The organism is Novosphingobium sp. CCH12-A3, assembly GCF_001556015.1.
Classification (GTDB): Bacteria; Pseudomonadota; Alphaproteobacteria; order Sphingomonadales; family Sphingomonadaceae; genus Novosphingobium; species Novosphingobium subterraneum.
This window is the reverse complement of the sequence record NZ_LSIA01000021.1, coordinates 1-18,432: the sequence shown is the minus strand read 5'-3', so window position 1 is coordinate 18,432 and position 18,432 is coordinate 1. Positions and strand designations below refer to the sequence as shown.

Here is an 18,432-nt window from a genome sequence, read left to right as displayed (position 1 = left end):
GTCATGGCGATGTCCATGGGTTCCGGCGGCGGAGGCGGCAGAGGTCGCAGGGGTCGTGGCGGTCGTGCCGCGATGAGCGAGATCAACGTCACCCCGCTGGTGGACGTCATGCTCGTGCTGCTGATCATCTTCATGGTCACCGCGCCGATGCTGGCCGCTGGCGTGCCGGTCGATCTGCCCGACAGCAAGGCTGACCCGCTCGACCAGCAGCAGGACCAGATCACTGTCACCATCGATGCTCAGGGCAACGTCTTCCTCGATGATCAGCAGCTTGCCCCCGGCGAGCTGACCGATCGCCTTGCCGGGCTGCAGAAGGGGCCGAAGCCCCCGCTGGTGACCTTGCGCGCAGATCGCGTGCTCGATTGGGGCCGCGTCGCTGCCGTGATGGGAGAGCTGAACGCTGCGGGCTTCAAGTCGATCTCGCTGGTCACCAACAGTTCATCCGCACCGCAATAGGTCTTAAGCGATGCGCGATCCTACCGCAGGAGGACTCTCGAAGCAGGAAGGCGCAGGGCTGGCCATTGCCGCGCTGGCTCACGCGGGCCTGCTCGGCTTCCTCATGCTTTCCCCACCGGGCAAGACGGTGAAGCCACCGCCGCAGCGCATGGAAGTGACGTTCTCCGAAGAGATTGCCAATCAGTCGACCTCGCCCGACCCCATGGCCGAGGCGGCGCCTGACGTTGCGCCCGAACTAGGCGAGCCCGCGCCTGAGCCGGTTGCGCAACCGCAGCCGCTGCCTGAGCCGCCCAGACCCGTTCCACCGCCGCCGCAACCGCAGCCCAAGCCGGTGCCCGCGCCGCCCAAGCCCGCGCCCAAGCCGCAGCCGCAACCAAAGCCTGCACCGCCCAAACCGGCGCCGCCAAGGCCCGCTCCTGCAAAGCCGGCTCCGGCCAAGCCTGCGCCAGCGAAACCGGCGGCGAAGCCTGCACCGGCGAAGGCCACTACGCCAAAGTCCGGTTCCGGTGATACCAGCCCCCGCCGCAGGCCGGATGCTCCCACGGGCGGTTCGCGAATCGGCTCGGACTTTCTGAAAGGCATTCCCGGCTCGACCAAGCCGGGAACAGCAAAGGCGGCCCCTGCAGCAACGATAGGACCCGAGGTCAGGTCGTCGCTGGCGGGCGCGATTTCGCGCCAGATCAAGCCGCACTGGGCGGCGCCCCAGGGCGTCGACGCCGACAAGCTGGTGACTATCCTGGCTTGGGACCTCAACCCGGATGGCAGCCTCGCCGGTCGCCCTCGCGTCGTCGATCAGCAGGGCATTACCCCCGCCAACGAGGCGCAAGCCAAACGGCATGCCGAGCAGGCGATTCGCGCTGTGCAATTGGCCGCTCCGTTCGATCTGCCAGATACCTACTATTCCGGCTGGAAGCGCGTTGCCGCCTTCCGCTTTGACAGGAAGTTGTCCCAATGAAGATGCGTTTCCTTGTTGTTGCCGCAGGGCTTGTCTCGGTGCCTGCGCTCGTCGCTGCACAGCAGACTGCGCTTCCTTCCTCCACTGCGGCGCAGGCCTCTGCCGACGAAGGGCTGACCGGCTCTGTCTCCGATGAGAACGAATGGCAGGACCTTGGCATTGCCATCCCGTCCTTTCCCACCAACGCCTCGGTCGCCACCGCAGCCGAAGGCGGCAACACCGAAGCGCTCGGCCGCAATGTCGCGCGCGTCGTCTACAACGACCTGCGCAACAACGGTCTGTTCAAGCCGGTCGGTCCCGATCAGCTTCCCGAAGTCGCCTTCCCGCAAGTCGCTGCGCCGACGTTCGACACCTGGCGCGGGCGTTCGGCTGAAATGCTGGTACAAGGCTTCGTCAAGGCGAACGAAGATGGCCGCCTCACAGTCGGCTGCTATCTCTATGACGTTGCGCTCGGGTCCGAACTCGCGCGGCAGGGCTATGTCGTCAAGCCTGAGGAATGGCGGCGCGCCGCGCACAAGTGCGCCGACATGGTCTATTCGCGCCTCTCCGGCGAAAGCCCGTTCTTCGACAGCAAGATTGCCTACATTGCCGAGACCGGCCCCAAGGACCGTCGCCGCAAGCAACTTGCGATCATGGATTCCGATGGCGCCAACCATCGCTTCATCACCAACGGGCAGGCGACAGCTCTTACCCCGCGCTATTCCCCTGATTACAGCCGAATCGTCTACCTGAGCTACCTGAACGGTGCGCCGCGCATCTACGTCTACAACGTCGGTACCGGCCAGCAGACGCTGGTAACCTCAAGCACCAATCCCACTTTCGCCCCACGCTGGTCGCCCGATGGCAAGTGGATCCTCTATTCGATGGCCATCGCCGGCAACACAGACATCTATCGCGTGCCCGCCACTGGCGGCCAGTCGACACGTCTCACCGACAGCCCCGGCATCGACGTCGGCGGCTCGTACTCGCCCGATGGCAGCAAGATCGTCTTCGAAAGCGACCGTTCGGGCAGCCAGCAGCTTTACGTGATGGACGCGGACGGCTCGAACCAGAAGCGCATCAGCTTCTTCGGAGGTCGCGCCGCCACGCCGGAATGGTCGCCACGTGGAGACCAGATCGCCTTTACCCACATCGGCGGCAACTTCCGTATCGCTGTGACCGACCCGTACGGCAAGGGCATGCGGTTCCTCACGGATTCGTGGCAGGATGAAGCCCCGACGTGGTCGCCCAACGGCCGTATCGTGCAATTCTTCCGCACCGAGCGCGGCAGCGGCAAGACCGGCATCTGGCAAGTCGACCTGACTGGTCGAAATGAACGGAAACTCAACACGCCGGTTGATGGTTCAGACCCTGCATGGGGGCCGGTTCTGCCCTGACCCTGCCTTGGCAAGGGCGATTTGCGCCCTTGTCAATTCATCGCTGAAACTGCACCTTGCGTCGCCATCTCTCCCCCTCTCTCCCAAGGAGAATGCCCATGACCCGTCCGATCCTGATTGCCGGCCTTGCTGCTCTCACGCTTGGCCTCGGTGCCTGCGCATCGAAGCCCAAGCAGCTTCCGCCTGAGCCCGGTGCCACCACGACAACGCAGACGACCCCGCAGACGACGCAGCCGTCCGGGCCTGTTCCTGGCAGCCAGGCCGATTTCGTGGCTTCGGTCATTTCCGACACCGTGAACTTCGATACGGACCGCTACAACATCGACGCATCCGACCAGGGCATCCTGCAAAGCCAAGCCTCGTGGCTGGCCCGCTATCCGGCCAAGGCCATCACCATCGAAGGCCACTGCGACGAGCGCGGCACGCGCGACTACAACATTGCTCTGGGTGAACGCCGCGCCAATGCGGCCAAGAACTACCTGGTCAGCCTCGGCGTAGATCCATCGCGAATCACGGTTGTCAGCTATGGCAAGGAACGCCCGCTGGCGCTTGGTTCGGACGAGGATTCGTGGGCGCGCAACCGCCGCGCGGTCACCGTCACGGTCAACTGATCACCCGACAATGCAGGCAAGGCCCGAACCCCGCCAGGTTCGGGCCTTTCGCATTGCCGGCACCACACCCATCTTGACCTTTCCTGCGGGTTTGGCTTGGGATTGAGGCATGGCACGCAATACACGATCGTCTGACTGGGGCTTCCCGCGCTGGCGTGGCTACGGCAGCGCCTTCGAGGCTGCGCCAGTGCGGCTGTGCGACCGTGCGGGATGCGACCAGAAGGGCGATTGCCCGGCGCCCAAGTCCCCCAACAACCCCGAACGCTGGTATTTCTGTCAGCAGCACGCGGCGGAATACAATCAGGGCTGGAACTACTTCGAAGGGCTGGACAAGGAAGAGGCCGAACGTCGCGAAGCCGAAGAGCGTGGCGAAGCCTCTGGTTTTCGCCAGGCTGCATGGGCCGAATGGGGCGGTTCTGGCGATGGCACGCGCAGCCGGGACGAACTGCGCGCCCTCGAAACCCTTGGCCTCGATCCGGATGCCGATTTCGACGCGGTGAAGAAGGCCTGGCGCTCCAGGGCCAAGGAAGTCCACCCCGATGTGCGGCCCGGCGACAAGGCCGCGGCAGAGCAGTTCCAGAAGCTGCAGGTGTCCTACGAGGTGCTTCGTGCTGCCGAAGAACGTCGCGAGTGGAAGGGCTGACATGACCGCAGGCATCTCGCGTTTCGGCGGAGAGGCCGCGGATGAGGCTGCCGAGGCGTTGTTAAGAGACGGGGTGGTCGCCCTCGAAGGGCTTTGGCCTGCGCAGCGGATTGACGAACTGGCCCTGGCCCTGCGCCAATCCATTCCCGGCGCGTTCGACACGGGCGCTCCGCTCCCGGAGGACATCTGGGTGGTTGGCACGAAGCGGATCAACGGCCTTGTCCCGATCGCCGGCAGGATGGCGGGCTGCATCGACCTTCTGCAAAACCCGGCGCTGCTTGCCTTGCTGGACAGTGCCCTGGGCAACAACTGGGTCTACGAATCCTTCGGTGTCATCAGCTCCTTTCCGGGGTCCACGATGCAGAAGCTGCACTCTGACAGTCCGCACCTGTTCGAGGACAAGGCAATTGCAGCGATGCTGCCGCCATTTGCGCTGACGATTTCCATCCCGCTCGTCGATGTAGACGAAGTCAACGGCTCGACCGAATTCCTGCCGGGCACGCACCGTTTCTTGCAATCACCGGATACTGCAGATGGTTCGGTGTGGAATTCCGTGCTGCGCGGCAATTGCATGATCTGGGATTACCGGGTCCGGCATCGCGGACAGCCCAACAACAGCGCCGAGCCACGGCCCATGCTCTACGCAACCGCCTGTCGCGCCTTCTGGCAGGACTCCACCAACTTCGTGCCGGATGCGCGCAAGCTTGTCATCGGGCGGGACGCGCGGGCAAGGATTGCCGCCGATCGCCGCAAGCATTTCGCGCGGGCCAAGCCGATGCCCGGTGTCGTCAGCGCGGCTCAGACCTTCAACCGCCTTGTGCGCTGGTATGCGCCACGATTTCATCGAGCATTGCGAAGACTTGCCCGGCGTCCGGAAACTGCGCTTTGATCCACCGCGCTTCCACCTGACGAAGAATGCGCGCAACCTCCGGGCCAGCCTTTATGCCGCGGGCAACAATGTCTCCGCCCTTGATCGGCAGCTGGGGCACGTTCCACCCCTCCAGCGGAGCCGTTGCCTGACCTGCCAGCAGCAGCCGGTCACGCGCTTCCTCGATACCCACGCGGTAGGCAAGGGCACGCGCGTCGGTCTCTTCCCCATGGCGGGCCGCAGCAATGGCAAGCCGCTTGCGCTGGGCGATCGAAAGGCGCAGTCGAGCGGCAACCTGTTCGGCCAGAGCCGGGTCCGCAGGCAGGAGCGCGGCAAGACGACGCAGTGCCACGGCCTGCGCTCCGGCAGCCTGCTCGTTGTCGATAAGGGTATCCAGCAATGCCAGGCCAGCCTCGGTTGCCTCTGGCAGGACATGGGCCAGAACGCCGAGTTCGGCCATGCGACGGACGGTCGGCGCGGGATCTGGCAGGCCCAGCAGGTTCATCAGCTCCCAGCCGACACGTTCGCGAGAAAGCCCTTTCAATCCCGCGGCAAGCTCGGAAACGGCTTCCTCTGAAGCCTTGTCTGCGGGAATGGAGCCAAAGCGGGCCTGAAAGCGGAAGTAACGCAGGATGCGCAGGTAATCTTCGCGGATGCGCTCGCGGGCATCGCCAATGAAACGCACCTGCCGATTGGCCAGATCCGCAAGGCCGCCGTGATAGTCGAACAGTTCCAGGCTGCGCGGATCGGCGTAAAGCGCGTTGATCGTGAAATCCCGGCGGGCTGCATCGTCGCGCCAGTCGGTGGAAAATGCCACCGTCGCATGGCGGCCATCGGTGGAAACGTCGCGACGCAGCGTGGTGATCTCGACCGTGCCACCGTCGAGAACCGCAGTGATCGTGCCATGGGCAATGCCCGTCGGCACGGCCTTGATCCCCGCCTGGCCCAGCCGGGCGGCGGTTTCCTCTGGCAGCAGCGTCGTGGCCATGTCTACGTCTTTCGGGGCATGGCCGAGAATCGTGTCGCGCACCACGCCGCCCACCCACCGGCAGTTGCCCTCGGCATGCGGATCGAGCGCGGTTACAAGGGCGGCGAGGTCCTCGCGTCTTGTCCACGCAGCGGCGGGCAGGCGCTCAGTCATGCCAGCTGATCCGCTTGGCCAGGTTGGAAATGATCGCCGCCGTCACGCCCCATATGCGATGCTCGTTCCAAAGGATCTCGATGAAGCGCCCCTTGCGCCCGTTCCATTCCGCCGCTTGCCAGACATGCCGCATCGGGTCGAGCAGGAAGCCCAAAGGGGGCTCGAACCAGCTCGCCACTTCCGCTGGATTGGGTTGAAGCGGCAGATCCGGCGGCACCAGCGCCAGCACGGGCGTGATGTCATAACCCGTGCCCGTGCGGAACCGGTCGGTTTCGCCGATCACGGACACGTCTTCCGGCCGGATGCCCAATTCCTCGTTGGCTTCGCGCAGGGCTGCCTCGACCGGGGTCTCGCCGGGATCGAGCTTGCCGCCCGGAAAAGCGGCTTGTCCCGGATGCGCGCGCATGTGCGAAGGCCGGTGGATCAGGAGAACCCCGGGGCCATCCGGATGGTTCTGTCGCTCGGTCACCGCAATCAGTACAGCGGCAGGGCGCAAACCGTGCTCGGGCAGTGGGCGCCAGTCTTCGTAGAGCTCCTTGGCAGGCTCCCGGTGTCCTTCGGCATACAGGTCCGTAAGCCTTGTCAGCAAATTCATGTGCCGGGCACCAGCACGAAGCGGTGGCCAAGACTTTCCACGGCAAGGTCAGCGCTGCCCAGCGACAGGGCATGATCGATGAGCTGTCCGTAGGTGCTGCGGTTGAGCCGGGCCTCTGTTCCGTTTCGGACGGCGAGGTAAAAGGCCGGGATCTCAGCCGTGCCCGAAACCCGCAGCGGATGGTCCGGCCCGCAGACCACCAGATCGTCGCTATTGAGCCGGAAAGCCAATGCCGTGCGCCCCTCGGGGTCCAGCTTGGCCTGCATGTCAGTCGCCAGGAAGGCGGCGTCCTCCACAGCGATCGCCAGCTTCTGGAACGGCGTTACCAGCCAGTGCTGGCCCTGCTCGTCGCGCGTCAACAGCGAGGAAAACGCGCGCACCATTGCTGGACGCCGGATTTCGCCACCCTGATGGAACCAGCGGCCATCTGCGGCGATGCGCATTTCGCTGTCTCCGATCTCCTGCGGGCTCCACTGGTCGATGGGCGGCAGCTTGCGCGCAGCAACCTGCGCGGCAAGTTCGGCAAGGCTCAAGGATGCGAGTTCGGGCGGGGGAGTGTAAGGCACCGTTTGCCGATGCCAGATCGGATCAGCGCCGCCAAGGCCCCAACATGCCCTCTTGCGGCAGGACGGCAGGATTGGCGGTGCGGCACAGCAGGCGATGCTGCTCGTACGGCCCCGGCAGGCGCCATCCGCCAGTCTGGGCGTTGCTGAAGCCGAAGAAGCGCTCGTAATACTCGGGATCGCCGATCAGCACTTGCGGCAGCGGCGCGCGCGGATCGATCGCGGTAAGCGCCGCCGTCATCAGCGCCTTGCCGAAACCTTCGCCCTGAAGATGCGGCATGACCGCCACCGGGCCGACCATGATCATCGGATGCATGCGGCCACTGTCATCGGTCAGCGCCACCGGCCAGCACTGGATCGTGCCCGCCAGCATGTCCTCGTCGTCGAGCGCGGCGAACGACAGGTTTGGCAGCCATTCCATGCCCTCGCGCACCTTGTAGGCGGTTCGCTGGTGCCGCGTCGGCTCGAACGCAGCATCGAGCAACTGCTCGACCAGCGCGGGATCGACATCGGCAAGCGGGATGATCTTGGACAACGGCGGTGCTTTCTTCGGCCCTGCGAAGGCGGGCGGGATGCGCGCCGATAGCCCCCAAGGCCACATGCTGCAAGTTTGGAGGAACGGCGCGCTTGCACAGCGGTTTGCAGGATGCAGAAACTGCAAGCGCTGCTTCGGGAATATCACTTTAGCTCATGCTCATATATGGCTAGGAAGTGATTGAGGCGCCACGAGAAGACGCCCGATCCCGTGCAGGGGAGATAAACGTGTTCGCAGGTATGGACAGCCAAACGGCCGCGCTGGTTCTGGCGCGGATGCAGTTCGCCTTCACGGTGAGCTTCCACTTCATTTTCCCGGCCTTTTCGATCGGCCTCGCCAGCTATCTCGCCGTGCTTGAGGCACTCTGGCTGAAGACCGGCAAGCAGCTTTATCTCGACCTGTTCCGCTACTGGCTGAAGATCTTCTCCGTCGCCTTCGCGATGGGCGTGGTCTCGGGTCTGGTCATGTCCTACCAGTTCGGCACCAACTGGTCGGTCTTTTCCGACAAGGTCGGCGGCGTGATCGGGCCCCTCATGGCCTACGAGGTTCTCACCGCCTTCTTCCTCGAGGCTGGCTTCCTTGGCGTGATGCTGTTCGGCATGAACCGGGTAGGCAGGGGACTGCACTTCGCCGCCACGCTGATGGTGGCCATCGGCACCTTCATTTCGGCGTTCTGGATTCTCTCGGTCAATTCCTGGATGCAGACCCCCACCGGCTTCGAGATGGGACCGAACGGGGAGTTCCTGCCCGGTCCAAGCTGGGCGGCGATCATCTTCAACCCCAGCTTCCCCTATCGCCTCGTCCACACCGTGATTGCTGCATACCTGACCACGGCCTTCGTCGTCGGCGCGGTGGGGGCATGGCACCTGCTGCGTGACCGCGCGAACCTTCACGCCCGCAAGATGTTCTCGATGGCGATGTGGATGGCCGCAATCGTCGCGCCGGTGCAGATCTTCGTCGGCGACATGCATGGCCTCAACACGCTCGAGCACCAGCCCGCCAAGGTCATGGCCATGGAAGGGCACTACCAGTCCCACCCTGAAGGCGCACCGCTCTACCTGTTCGGCATTCCAAACGACAAGGACCAGAAGCTCGATTACGCCATCGGCATCCCCAAGGCCTCGAGCCTTGTCCTGAAGCATGATCCCGACGCCCCCCTCGCGGGACTGGACACCATCGCGCCGCACAACCGGCCGCCGGTGTGGATCGTTTTCTGGTCATTCCGCATCATGGTCGGCCTCGGTTTTCTCATGCTCGGCCTCGGCCTGTGGAGCCTGCTCGCCCGCACGCGCAAGAAGTTGTACGACTGGCCGCTGCTCCACCGCCTTGCCGTGCTGATGGGGCCCTCGGGCTTCATCGCGGTGATCGCCGGTTGGGTGACGACCGAGGTCGGCCGCCAGCCCTGGACAGTCTACGGCCTGCTGCGCACCGCAGATTCGGTCAGCCCGATCGCCGCGCCTGCCGTCGCCACCTCGCTCGCCGCCTTCGTCGTCGTCTACTTCGCGGTCTTCGGCATCGGCACGTGGTACATCCTGCATCTCATGAAGGACGCGCCACATCCGCACGAGCCGGGCCCGGAACAGGAAGAGCGCGCCCCGATCCGCTCTGCCGGCATCACGCCCGCCCAGCAGCAGGAGGAAGTGCAATGATCGACCTCACTGTCATCTGGGCCCTGATCATCGCCTTCGCCGTGCTGATGTATGTCGTGATGGACGGTTTCGACCTCGGCATCGGCATCCTCTTCCCGTGGTTTGACGAAGGCGCCGAGCGCGATCAGGCGATGAATGCCATCGCCCCGGTGTGGGACGGCAACGAGACCTGGCTGGTGCTGGGCGGAGGAGGGCTGCTCGCCGCCTTCCCGCTGGCCTATGCGATCATCCTGCCGGCGACCTACCCGTTGATCATCGCCATGCTCCTCGGCCTCGTCTTCCGCGGCGTCGCTTTCGAGTTCCGCTGGCGCGATCCCCGCCACCGCGCGTTCTGGGACCGGGCCTTCTTCGCCGGCTCGCTTGTCGCGGCCCTCGCACAAGGCATCACTCTCGGCGCGCTGCTGCAGGGCATCCACGTTGAGGGGAGGGCCTATGCCGGGGGCTGGCTCGACTGGCTGTCACCCTATTCGCTCCTGACCGGTGCGGGCGTCGTCGCGGGCTATGCGCTGCTCGGCGCCTGCTGGCTGGCGATCAAGGTCGAGGGCCGCGCCGAGGACAAGGCCTTCGCCTTCGCCCGCCGCGCCGCATGGGCCACGCTGGCGCTCATGGCAGCTGTCAGCCTCGCCACGCCGTTCCTTGCGGGACAGTACTTCCAGCGCTGGTTCACCGAACCGATGGTCTTCTGGCTTACACCGGTTCCGCTGGCGACGGCAGCACTCGCCATCTCGCTCCTGCGCTCGCTCCAACAGCGCCACGCCGTGCGTCCGTTCCTCTACGCGCTCGGCCTGTTCCTGCTCGGCATGATCGGGCTGGGCGTCTCGATGTGGCCATGGGTCGTGCCACAGAGCATTTCGATCTGGGACGCCGCCGCGCCGGAACGCTCACAGGTCTTCATGCTCATCGGCGTCGGCCTGATCATGCCGCTGATCCTCGCCTATACGGGCTGGGCCTACTGGGTCTTCCGGGGCAAGGTGGGCGAACATGGCTATCATTGACCCCCGCCTCGATGGTGCGGAGCAGGCCGAGGCAAAGCCCCTGTGGCAGCGTCTGGGCTGGATGGCGGCGATCTGGCTGGGGAGCGTGGCTGCGCTCGGCGCTGTCGCCATGGTCATCCGCTACTGGCTCAACTCTCCGCAAAGCTGAAGGGCTCGGCCCCGCGCCGGTAGTCGTCGGGCAGGATCTCGCGCCCGATCGGCGGCTCGGCCCGCGCCGTGCATTGCGCGCGGTGGCACAGCCGGCAGGTCACCCCGATCGGCGTTGCTTCCACAGCCTTTGGGTCGGCCCCCGCCGCATAGACCAGTCGCGGTGCGTGCTCGGCCGCACAGGCCAGCGCGATCGCGCGCGTCCATCGCGCCCGACCGAACCCGCCACCGCCCGAAGTCACCGTCCGCGCCAGCGAGAAAAAGCGCTGCCCGTCCGGCAGCTCCACCCACTGCGTCACGATCTCGCCCGGGGTGCGGAAGCATTCGTGCACGCTCCACAGCGGACATCCGCCGCCATGCGCGGCAAAGGGAAAGCCCGCGCCGTCCAGCCGTTTCGACACATTGCCCGCCGTATCGACGCGGATGAAGAAGAACGGCACGCGCTCCTGCCCTGGCCGGTTGAGCGTGGTCAGCCGGTGCGCCACCTGCTCGAAACTCGCGCCGAACTGCCCGGACAGCGCTTCGATGTCGTACCTGCGGGCATCCACTGCCCTTGCAAACCGGTCATAGGGCATCACCAGCGCCGCCGCCGCATATCCTGCCAGCGCCCGCCGCACCAATTGCGCCGCCGTCTCGCTGGCAAAGCTTTCCCCCCGAATCACGCCCGCGATCTCACCCCGCAGCGCGGTGTAGGCAATGTGCTGCATCAGTTGCCAGGCGCGGCCAGAAGGCGACAGCGTGTCATCAATTAGCAATTGCTCGTTGTGCCGGTCATATCTGCGCACCGCATCCATCATCACGTCTGGCGGGAGAAAGCGCACCCGCACTCCGCGCAGCCGCAGCCATTCCGCTGCGCCGCCCGCCTTCGCGATTTCGTCCGAAAGTTCCTCCGCCTTCGAATCGATCGGCGGAAAATAGTTGCGCCGCGCTGCCACAAAGCGGCGTGCCTCGCCCACCGGATCGCTCGCCCCGGTGCCTGGAACAGCACTGCGCTGCTCGGCCAGGGCCTGCTGCTCGCGCTGCCACGCGCCGTAAAGCCGCAGCAGGGCCTCGGTCACCCCCGGAAAGCTTGCCGCCACGTCCGACACTTCCAGTGCCGGCAGGTCGATGTCGTTGAAGATCGGATCGCGCAGCGCATCGGTCAGCCGCCGCGCGTAATCGTCGCGCTCATCACTGGCGAGGTCCGCCATGTCCAGCTTGTAGGCCCGTGCCAGCCGCAGCAGCAGGTCTGCCGTCAGCGGGCGCTGGTTGCGCTCAATCAGCGCGATGTAGCTGGGCGAAATACCCAGCTCGTCCGCCATCGCCTGCTGCGTCAGCCCCAGTTCGCGACGGATGCGCTTGAGCCGAGGTCCAAGGTACAACGGTCTTGTCGACACTTCACACGCCTCTTGTCGTTCCTGCACAACTTTACAAGCATATCCTGTAAAGTTTGACAACATCACTCCGCGCGCCGTTCCGTATCAGCGATTCGAGCGTTACCCCGATCTCACACAGACGCACACCACGTGAGGGAACACGGGACATGACCTACCACAGCAAGATCGTCGAAGCAGGCAAGGCCATCGCGCCTTTCGCCCAGACCTGGGATGGCATCGAGCCCGAGAGCGTGGCCCGCATGCGCCTGCAGAACCGCTTCCACACCGGCCTCGACATCGCCCGCTACACCGCGAAGATCATGCGCCGCGATATGGAAGCCTACGACGCTGATCCGGCGAACTACACGCAGTCGCTCGGCTGCTGGCACGGTTTCATCGGCCAGCAGAAGATGATCTCCATCAAGAAGCACTTCGGCACCACCAAGGGCCGCTACCTCTACCTCTCGGGCTGGATGGTCGCCGCGCTGCGCAGCGAGTTCGGCCCGCTGCCCGACCAGTCGATGCACGAGAAGACCAGCGTTCCGGCGCTGATCGAGGAACTCTACACCTTCCTCAAGCAGGCTGACGCTCGCGAGCTCGGCATGCTGTTCCGCGATCTCGATGCTGCCAAGAAGGCGGGCGACGCGGTCAATACCCACCGCCTGCTGCACAAGATCGACGAATTCGAAACCCACGTGGTTCCGATCATCGCCGACATCGACGCGGGCTTCGGCAATGCGGAGGCGACCTACCTGCTCGCCAAGAAGTTCATCGAAGCAGGCGCCTGCTGCATCCAGATCGAGAACCAGGTCTCGGACGAAAAGCAGTGCGGCCACCAGGATGGCAAGGTCACCGTTCCGCACGAGGACTTCCTCGCGAAGATCCGCGCGGTCCGCTACGCCTTCATGGAACTCGGCGTCGATGATGGCGTGATCGTTGCCCGCACCGACTCGCTGGGCGCCGGCCTGACCAAGCAGATCGCCTACGTGAAGGAGCCGGGCGACCTCGGCGACCAGTACAACAGCTTCCTCGATTGCGACGAAGTCGATGCCGCGAACCTCGGCCATGGTGATGTGCTGATCGCCCGCGATGGCAAACTGATGCGGCCGAAGCGCCTGCCTTCGAACCTCTACCAGTTCCGCAGCGGAACCGGCGAGGACCGCTGCGTGCTCGATTGCATCACTTCGCTTCAGAACGGCGCGGACCTGCTGTGGATCGAAACCGAAAAGCCGCACATCGGCCAGATCGGTGGCATGGTCAGCCGCATCCGCGAAGTGATCCCGAACGCCAAGCTGGTGTACAACAACAGCCCGTCGTTCAACTGGACGCTGAACTTCCGCCAGCAGGTCTATGATGCCATGGTCGAAGCGGGCAAGGACGTCTCGGCCTACGATCGCGCCAAGCTGATGAGCGTTGACTATGACGGCACCGAGCTTGGGATCGAAGCTGACGAGCGCATCCGTACCTTCCAGCGCGACGCTGCGGCGCAGGCGGGCATCTTCCACCACCTGATCACGCTGCCGACCTATCACACGGCTGCGCTCAGCACTGACAACCTCGCCAAGCGCTACTTCGGCGAAGAGGGCATGCTCGGCTACGTCAAGCAGGTCCAGCGCGAGGAAATTCGCCAGGGGATCGCCTGCGTGAAGCACCAGAACATGGCCGGCTCCGACATTGGTGACGACCACAAGGAATACTTCGCCGGTGAAGCAGCGCTGAAGGCTGGCGGCGCCCATAACACGATGAACCAGTTCGCAGCGTAACCTGCGAATTGCAGAAAGCCCCTCCCCTGCAAGGGAGGGGTTGGGGAGGGGCTCCCCCTCCCACCCAAGCAAATCCTCGCGGCAATCAAGCCTCGAAGATCCAAGAAGGAGACCCACCATGGCTGAACCTGCACGTGCCCGCGCGGTCCTCTCGACCGAGGACTTCAAGCTGATCCGCGAAGCCGTACTGCACTACCTGAAGGCAATCGAGGACCAGCCCGAATCGGTCAAGTTCTCGAACCTTTACCACCGGCTTGGCAGCGCCCTCGGTCGTTAACACTTCACGACGTTAACACTCTTCGCTGCCTGACAGGACCTTTCCTGGGGAGGAAAGTCCGGCCCGTCGCGCCTCATGCCAGGCGCGGCGGGCCTTTTTTGCGGGGTTGGTGGCACGCCAAAGTTTACCGCTGCTTACGATTGGATAATGAATTCCTTGTAATTCAACCATCGTGACGAACCCCAACGCGCCCGAACCCGATGCTTTACCGGTGAAGCTGCCGATCCTTGCCGTGATCGGATTGCGTGATCCGGTCGAAGGCGATTGGGGCAGGTTGCGCGGCTTGCAGTACTCCAGCCTCGCGAAGTTGACGTTCGCCCGGCTTGTCGCTCACGCAATGGCGGCCCTACTCGTTCTGCAGACCTATGCTGGCGAAGTCCACGTCGCGTTTCTGGTTGGTTGGATGGCGCTGCTGGTTGGCGTCCTTATCTCCGGCGCAAGGTTCGATCGCACACTTATCGATGCGGACCGGCGGCGGGTAAGCCGTCAGGAGATGCACCGGCAGACTATCAGCTCGTTGTTCGTTGCATTGATCTGGGCCATCCCCATGCTGGCCTTCTCCCCGTTCGGAGATCAGGCGCAGCGCATGACGCTGTGGACAGTCCTTGCCATGCTGATGACCGGCATGGCCGTGACATTTGCCGCCATGCCGATGGCGACAGTGATGTTCGGCGGGATTGTCGGTCTGTCGGGCATAGCTGCATTCCTGTTCTGGGGGGAATACATCGCGGCAGCGGTTGCGGTCGCTTTTGTGCTGATCGTCAGCGTCGGCGGGGTCGAGGCCGCGCGCACTTTCCTTGGCGCGCGGGTCGCCGAAGCAGGCATGGCGGAAAAGGCCGAAGTCGTGTCGCTGCTGCTGCGCGAATTCGAGGAAGGAGACGCCGACTGGCTCTGGCAGGTCGATGCCAACCGCCGGGTCCGCTCGGTCAGCCCGCGTTTTGCCTTTGCGCTGGGCGAGGACCCCGAGGATGTCGACGGCAAGCCGTTGATCCAGCTTGTCGCAGGGCCAGCCTGGGATTCCGGCCACTTCCATTCCAGCCTCCACGATCTGGCCGAGCGCCTCAAGCGCCGCGAAAGCTTCTCCAACCTGCTTGTGCGCGTGCCGCTCCATGGCGGCTATCGCTGGTGGGAGCTGTCGGCCTCGCCCAAGTTCGATGAAAACGGCACTTTCGTCGGCTTCCGGGGCGTCGGGTCGGACGTGACCGAGCAGCGCGAAAGCGCCGAGAAGATCGCCTACCTTGCGCGCTACGATACGCTGACCGGCCTGCCCAACCGCCTGATGCTGACCGAGGCCCTCGGCGAGGCGATGGGCTATGCCGAGAAGTGGCGCACGCGCTGCGCTTTCCTGATGATTGACCTAGACCGCTTCAAGGCGATCAATGATACGCTCGGCCACCTCGTCGGTGACCAGCTTCTTGCCCTCGTCTCGGATCGGCTCAAGCTGATCATGCAGGAAGGCGAGGTCTGCGGACGTCTGGGGGGCGACGAGTTCGCTGTCGTCATCCGCGATGCGGCCGACGAGGCGCGCGTCACCGATCTCAGCGTGGCAATCATCTCCACGCTCTCGCAGCCCTACGAGATCGATCACCACATGCTCTATGTCGGTGCCAGCGTCGGCTCGGCGATCGGGCCGCGTGATGGTTCGACGGTCGAGACCCTGCTGCGTAACGCCGACCTTGCGCTCTACCGCGCCAAAGATGAGGGCGGTGGGCGGCACTGTACTTACGAGCCTTCGCTGCACGCCCACGCCGAGGAACGCCGCAAGCTCGAATTCTCGCTGCGCCACGCGCTTGAGCGCAACGAGTTCTCGCTGATGTACCAGCCTGTCGTCGATGCGACGACCGAGCAGGTGCTGAGCTTCGAGGCGTTGATCCGGTGGAACAGCACCGAGCACGGCTTCGTCAGCCCGGCCAAGTTCATTCCGCTGGCCGAGGACACTCGCCTGATCGTTCCGATCGGTGATTGGGTCCTGCGTACTGCCTGTGCCGAGGCGAGGAACTGGCCCGAGCATGTCAAGATCGCGGTCAATGTGTCCGGCGAACAGTTGCTCGATCCCTATTTTGCCGAAACCGTCGTCGGCGCGCTCGCATCGACCGGCCTTTCGCCGCACCGGCTCGAGATCGAGGTGACCGAGAGCATCTTCGTGCGCGATGGCACCACCGCGCAGATGACGCTCGAGAACCTCATGGGCATCGGCTGCGGCGTCGCGCTCGACGATTTCGGCACCGGCTACTCGTCGCTGGGCTACCTCAGGAAGATGCGCTTCTCGACGATCAAGGTCGATCGCAGCTTCGTGCAGGGCGCGGCCAAGGACAATCCGGAGAGCATTGCCATTGTCCGCGCCGTCGTGGCCATGGCCGACGCGCTGGAAATGTCGACGACGGCCGAGGGCGTCGAGACCGAGGCCGAACTCGAATGCATCCGCCGTCTCGGTGCCAAGAAGATCCAGGGCTACTACTTCGGCCGACCGATGAACCGGACCGACGCACTGGCCCTGTTTGGCCAGACCCGCTTCAAGGAGCGGGCCGCAGGTTAGGCGGCGACGAGCCCGCGCACGACACTTTCGAACAGCGCGCGGCCGTCCGAACCACCCTGCGCCGCTTCGATCATGCGCTCGGGGTGCGGCATCATGCCCAGCACGTTGCCGCGATCATTGAGGACGCCCGCGATGTTGCGCGCCGAGCCGTTGACGGCCTCTGCATAACGGAACGCGACGCGGCCTTCGCCTTCGAGCCGGTCCAGCGTCGCGTCGTCGGCGAAGAAGTTGCCGTCGTGGTGCGCGACGGGGATCGTGATCTGCTGGCCAGCGTCATAGCCCGCGGTGAACAGCGATTGGTTGTTCTCGACCGTCAGCTTCACGTCGCGGCAGACGAAGCGGATGCCGGCGTTGCGCATCAGCGCGCCGGGCAGGAGACCAGCCTCGGTCAGCACCTGGAAGCCGTTGCATACTCCGAGCACGGTCACGCCGCGCTCAGCCGCGCGCACTACCGCCTGCATCACCGGTGAGCGTGCCGCCATCGCGCCGGAGCGCAAGTAGTCGCCATAGGAGAAGCCACCGGGCAGGGCGATGAAATCGGGATTTTCAGGCAGGTCGGCATCGCCGTGCCAGACGCGATGGACTGTGCCGCCGCAGACCTGCTCTATCGCCACCGCCATGTCGCGATCGCAGTTCGAGCCGGGGAAGGTGATGACGGCGGAGGTGAAAGCCATGGCGCGGGTTCCTAAGCTCAGGCGGCCTTTTCGATGCGGTAGTTCTCGATCACCATGTTGGCGAGGAGCTTGCTGCACATCTCGTCAAGCGCTGCATCCGAAGTGGTGTCTGCCACGTCGAGTTCAATGACCCGCCCGGCGCGCACGTCGTTCACGCCTTCGAAACCAAGGCCTTCAAGCGCGTGGTGGATGGCGCGGCCTTGGGGGTCGAGGACGCCGTTCTTGAGGGTGACAATGACGCGGACCTTCATCGGCGGGGCCTTTCGGAACCTGAATGCTGGAGAATCTTGGGGGCGCCTATGCATCGGGAGAGCCGAAAGAGCAAGGCGAAGGGTTTACGGGGTTTACACTGTCCGGAGAAACTTCGGCAAAGGCACGCGGGCGCACTGAGGGATGGGCCGGGACCCCCGGTAAACCGCCAGTTTTCCGGATATAGCACAAAACGCTTACGTAGGAAAACGCTGAGACGAAGCCGCAGAAAGATGGCATCAAGGCCTTACTCCGCAAGGAGAAATCTCCTTTCGGTGGCAGGGCGGCCTGGACACCATAACTGCACCCCACGCAACGCATCCGGAAACCCTGCCACCGGACTTTTCCCGCTTTACATGACTGACGTGTCAGTTATTTTGCGGCCATGCCACGAGTTACGCCAGCAGACAGACGCGAGCGCATTCTGGACGCTGCGCGCGAGGAATTTGCCGAACGGGGCTTTGCCGCCGCACGCATGGAGGACGTGGCCAGGCGCGTCGGCATCAGCCGCGCGGCGCTCTACCTCGCCTTCGACAGCAAGGACGCGCTGTTCCGTGCGCTGGTGTCGGAAGTCATCACCGAAATGATGCCGTCGCTGCTGCCGAGCGACTACGGCAGCCTGCCCGCGCCGGCATTGCTGCGCGCCTTCGTGAAGAACGCGATCAAGCGCATCGCCAGCCCGGAAATGGCCTTCCTGCCGCGCCTGATCGTGGGCGAGGGCCGCAATTTCCCCGAACTTGCCCGATTTTACCACGAAACCGCAATGATATGCATCCTCGGGGCGATCGAGCGGCTGATTGCCCATGGCATTGCCCGGGGCGAGTTTGCCTGCCCCGATCCGAAGACGGCGGCACAGTGCGTGGCAGGAGGTATCATCTTTGCCGCACTGTGGCGCAACGTGTTCGAACCGGTGGGAGCAGAGCCGCTGAACGTGGACTGGATGGCCGAGAACCAGGCGGCGTTGGTGCTTTACGGGCTGACGACCGGGTAGGGCGGGGAGCTGGGTGCAGGATGCCCACCCCCGACCCCTCCCGCTTGCGGGAG

At 64.6% G+C, this 18,432-nt stretch carries 20 protein-coding genes; 13 read left to right on the top strand and 7 right to left on the bottom strand.

Annotation, left to right across the window (positions count from 1 at the left end):
* Positions 1 to 3 precede the first annotated feature (3 nt).
* The 6 genes from AX703_RS01870 (at position 4) to AX703_RS01845 (ending at position 4,930) form a co-directional block, all read left to right on the top strand.
* On the top strand, positions 4 to 456 hold the full coding sequence (locus tag AX703_RS01870; protein ID WP_196274954.1) for a biopolymer transporter ExbD: 453 nt from the start codon (positions 4 to 6) through the stop codon (positions 454 to 456).
* Positions 457 to 466: 10 nt separating this feature from the next.
* Positions 467 to 1,411, top strand: a complete 945-nt coding sequence (locus AX703_RS01865; protein WP_062342249.1) for a hypothetical protein — start codon at positions 467 to 469, stop codon at positions 1,409 to 1,411.
* Entirely contained in the window at positions 1,408 to 2,787 is a 1,380-nt protein-coding gene (tolB, locus tag AX703_RS01860; RefSeq protein ID WP_062342247.1) for a Tol-Pal system beta propeller repeat protein TolB, read from the top strand. Before AX703_RS01865 ends, tolB begins: the two co-directional genes overlap by 4 nt.
* A 92-nt stretch (positions 2,788 to 2,879) precedes the next feature.
* Entirely contained in the window at positions 2,880 to 3,398 is a 519-nt protein-coding gene (gene pal / locus AX703_RS01855) for a peptidoglycan-associated lipoprotein Pal (RefSeq protein WP_062342245.1), read from the top strand.
* A 109-nt stretch (positions 3,399 to 3,507) separates the two neighbouring features.
* A complete protein-coding gene (locus tag AX703_RS01850) occupies positions 3,508 to 4,041 on the top strand; it encodes a J domain-containing protein (RefSeq protein ID WP_039332814.1) in 534 nt (177 codons plus the stop codon).
* Position 4,042: 1 nt separating this feature from the next.
* Positions 4,043 to 4,930: a phytanoyl-CoA dioxygenase family protein gene (locus AX703_RS01845; protein ID WP_062342243.1), complete on the top strand. Its 888-nt coding sequence runs from the start codon at positions 4,043 to 4,045 to the stop codon at positions 4,928 to 4,930.
* On the opposite strand, the gene AX703_RS01840 is transcribed toward AX703_RS01845, so the two are convergent.
* Genes AX703_RS01840 through AX703_RS01825 form a run of 4 tightly spaced genes read right to left on the bottom strand, consistent with a single transcriptional unit; the run spans position 4,848 to position 7,743 of the window.
* A complete protein-coding gene (locus AX703_RS01840; protein ID WP_062342241.1) occupies positions 4,848 to 6,050 on the bottom strand; it encodes a CCA tRNA nucleotidyltransferase in 1,203 nt (400 codons plus the stop codon). The two genes, AX703_RS01845 and AX703_RS01840, sit on opposite strands and share 83 nt — an antisense overlap.
* Entirely contained in the window at positions 6,043 to 6,645 is a 603-nt protein-coding gene (locus AX703_RS01835; protein ID WP_062342239.1) for a CoA pyrophosphatase, read from the bottom strand. The genes AX703_RS01840 and AX703_RS01835 overlap by 8 nt, the downstream gene beginning before the upstream one ends.
* Positions 6,642 to 7,211 (bottom strand): DUF1285 domain-containing protein, encoded by a 570-nt coding sequence (locus tag AX703_RS01830; RefSeq protein WP_062342237.1) that lies wholly within the window; start codon positions 7,209 to 7,211, stop codon positions 6,642 to 6,644. Before AX703_RS01830 ends, AX703_RS01835 begins: the two co-directional genes overlap by 4 nt.
* Positions 7,212 to 7,233: 22 nt before the next feature.
* Positions 7,234 to 7,743 carry a GNAT family N-acetyltransferase gene (locus AX703_RS01825; protein ID WP_062342330.1) on the bottom strand — a complete coding sequence of 170 codons (510 nt, stop codon included), beginning with the start codon at positions 7,741 to 7,743 and terminating at the stop codon, positions 7,234 to 7,236.
* A gap of 239 nt (positions 7,744 to 7,982) precedes the next feature.
* Here AX703_RS01825 and AX703_RS01820 point away from each other — a divergent pair, with 239 nt between their 5' ends.
* Genes AX703_RS01820 through AX703_RS26365 form a run of 3 tightly spaced genes read left to right on the top strand, consistent with a single transcriptional unit; the run spans position 7,983 to position 10,535 of the window.
* A complete protein-coding gene (locus AX703_RS01820) occupies positions 7,983 to 9,392 on the top strand; it encodes a cytochrome ubiquinol oxidase subunit I (RefSeq protein ID WP_039332823.1) in 1,410 nt (469 codons plus the stop codon).
* Positions 9,389 to 10,387, top strand: a complete 999-nt coding sequence (gene cydB, locus AX703_RS01815) for a cytochrome d ubiquinol oxidase subunit II (protein ID WP_062342235.1) — start codon at positions 9,389 to 9,391, stop codon at positions 10,385 to 10,387. Before AX703_RS01820 ends, cydB begins: the two co-directional genes overlap by 4 nt.
* Entirely contained in the window at positions 10,374 to 10,535 is a 162-nt protein-coding gene (locus AX703_RS26365; protein WP_082734349.1) for a DUF2474 domain-containing protein, read from the top strand. Before cydB ends, AX703_RS26365 begins: the two co-directional genes overlap by 14 nt.
* Here the strand turns inward: AX703_RS26365 and AX703_RS01810 are convergent.
* On the bottom strand, positions 10,516 to 11,910 hold the full coding sequence (locus AX703_RS01810) for a short-chain fatty acyl-CoA regulator family protein (RefSeq protein ID WP_062342232.1): 1,395 nt from the start codon (positions 11,908 to 11,910) through the stop codon (positions 10,516 to 10,518). The genes AX703_RS26365 and AX703_RS01810 overlap by 20 nt on opposite strands.
* 146 nt (positions 11,911 to 12,056) lie before the next feature.
* Here AX703_RS01810 and AX703_RS01805 point away from each other — a divergent pair, with 146 nt between their 5' ends.
* The 3 genes from AX703_RS01805 (at position 12,057) to AX703_RS01800 (ending at position 16,465) form a co-directional block, all read left to right on the top strand.
* Positions 12,057 to 13,652, top strand: coding sequence for an isocitrate lyase (locus AX703_RS01805; RefSeq protein ID WP_062342230.1), 1,596 nt, complete (start codon positions 12,057 to 12,059; stop codon positions 13,650 to 13,652).
* A gap of 118 nt (positions 13,653 to 13,770) precedes the next feature.
* Positions 13,771 to 13,929: a hypothetical protein gene (locus AX703_RS27725; RefSeq protein ID WP_011444689.1), complete on the top strand. Its 159-nt coding sequence runs from the start codon at positions 13,771 to 13,773 to the stop codon at positions 13,927 to 13,929.
* Positions 13,930 to 14,101: 172 nt separating this feature from the next.
* On the top strand, positions 14,102 to 16,465 hold the full coding sequence (locus AX703_RS01800; protein WP_062342228.1) for a bifunctional diguanylate cyclase/phosphodiesterase: 2,364 nt from the start codon (positions 14,102 to 14,104) through the stop codon (positions 16,463 to 16,465).
* Here AX703_RS01800 and purQ read toward each other — a convergent pair.
* Positions 16,462 to 17,139: a phosphoribosylformylglycinamidine synthase subunit PurQ gene (gene purQ / locus AX703_RS01795; protein WP_062342227.1), complete on the bottom strand. Its 678-nt coding sequence runs from the start codon at positions 17,137 to 17,139 to the stop codon at positions 16,462 to 16,464. The two genes, AX703_RS01800 and purQ, sit on opposite strands and share 4 nt — an antisense overlap.
* A gap of 17 nt (positions 17,140 to 17,156) precedes the next feature.
* A complete protein-coding gene (gene purS / locus AX703_RS01790; protein WP_039332834.1) occupies positions 17,157 to 17,390 on the bottom strand; it encodes a phosphoribosylformylglycinamidine synthase subunit PurS in 234 nt (77 codons plus the stop codon).
* A gap of 383 nt (positions 17,391 to 17,773) precedes the next feature.
* On the opposite strand from purS, the gene AX703_RS01785 reads away from it, so the two are divergent.
* Positions 17,774 to 18,379 carry a TetR/AcrR family transcriptional regulator gene (locus AX703_RS01785; protein WP_062342225.1) on the top strand — a complete coding sequence of 202 codons (606 nt, stop codon included), beginning with the start codon at positions 17,774 to 17,776 and terminating at the stop codon, positions 18,377 to 18,379.
* The last annotated feature ends 53 nt before the right edge of the window (positions 18,380 to 18,432 follow it).

Bases quoted from the DNA above. Each gene is read 5' to 3' on its own strand.
- AX703_RS01870 (WP_196274954.1), top strand. From the start codon at position 4: ATGGCGATGTCCATGGGTTCCGGCGGCGGAGGCGGCAGAGGTCGCAGG.
- AX703_RS01865 (WP_062342249.1), top strand. From the start codon at position 467: ATGCGCGATCCTACCGCAGGAGGACTCTCGAAGCAGGAAGGCGCAGGG.
- tolB (WP_062342247.1), top strand. From the start codon at position 1,408: ATGAAGATGCGTTTCCTTGTTGTTGCCGCAGGGCTTGTCTCGGTGCCT.
- pal (WP_062342245.1), top strand. From the start codon at position 2,880: ATGCCCATGACCCGTCCGATCCTGATTGCCGGCCTTGCTGCTCTCACG.
- AX703_RS01850 (WP_039332814.1), top strand. From the start codon at position 3,508: ATGGCACGCAATACACGATCGTCTGACTGGGGCTTCCCGCGCTGGCGT.
- AX703_RS01845 (WP_062342243.1), top strand. From the start codon at position 4,043: ATGACCGCAGGCATCTCGCGTTTCGGCGGAGAGGCCGCGGATGAGGCT.
- AX703_RS01840 (WP_062342241.1), bottom strand. From the start codon at position 6,050: ATGACTGAGCGCCTGCCCGCCGCTGCGTGGACAAGACGCGAGGACCTC.
- AX703_RS01835 (WP_062342239.1), bottom strand. From the start codon at position 6,645: ATGAATTTGCTGACAAGGCTTACGGACCTGTATGCCGAAGGACACCGG.
- AX703_RS01820 (WP_039332823.1), top strand. From the start codon at position 7,983: ATGGACAGCCAAACGGCCGCGCTGGTTCTGGCGCGGATGCAGTTCGCC.
- cydB (WP_062342235.1), top strand. From the start codon at position 9,389: ATGATCGACCTCACTGTCATCTGGGCCCTGATCATCGCCTTCGCCGTG.
- AX703_RS26365 (WP_082734349.1), top strand. From the start codon at position 10,374: ATGGCTATCATTGACCCCCGCCTCGATGGTGCGGAGCAGGCCGAGGCA.
- AX703_RS01805 (WP_062342230.1), top strand. From the start codon at position 12,057: ATGACCTACCACAGCAAGATCGTCGAAGCAGGCAAGGCCATCGCGCCT.
- AX703_RS27725 (WP_011444689.1), top strand. From the start codon at position 13,771: ATGGCTGAACCTGCACGTGCCCGCGCGGTCCTCTCGACCGAGGACTTC.
- purQ (WP_062342227.1), bottom strand. From the start codon at position 17,139: ATGGCTTTCACCTCCGCCGTCATCACCTTCCCCGGCTCGAACTGCGAT.
- purS (WP_039332834.1), bottom strand. From the start codon at position 17,390: ATGAAGGTCCGCGTCATTGTCACCCTCAAGAACGGCGTCCTCGACCCC.
- AX703_RS01785 (WP_062342225.1), top strand. From the start codon at position 17,774: ATGCCACGAGTTACGCCAGCAGACAGACGCGAGCGCATTCTGGACGCT.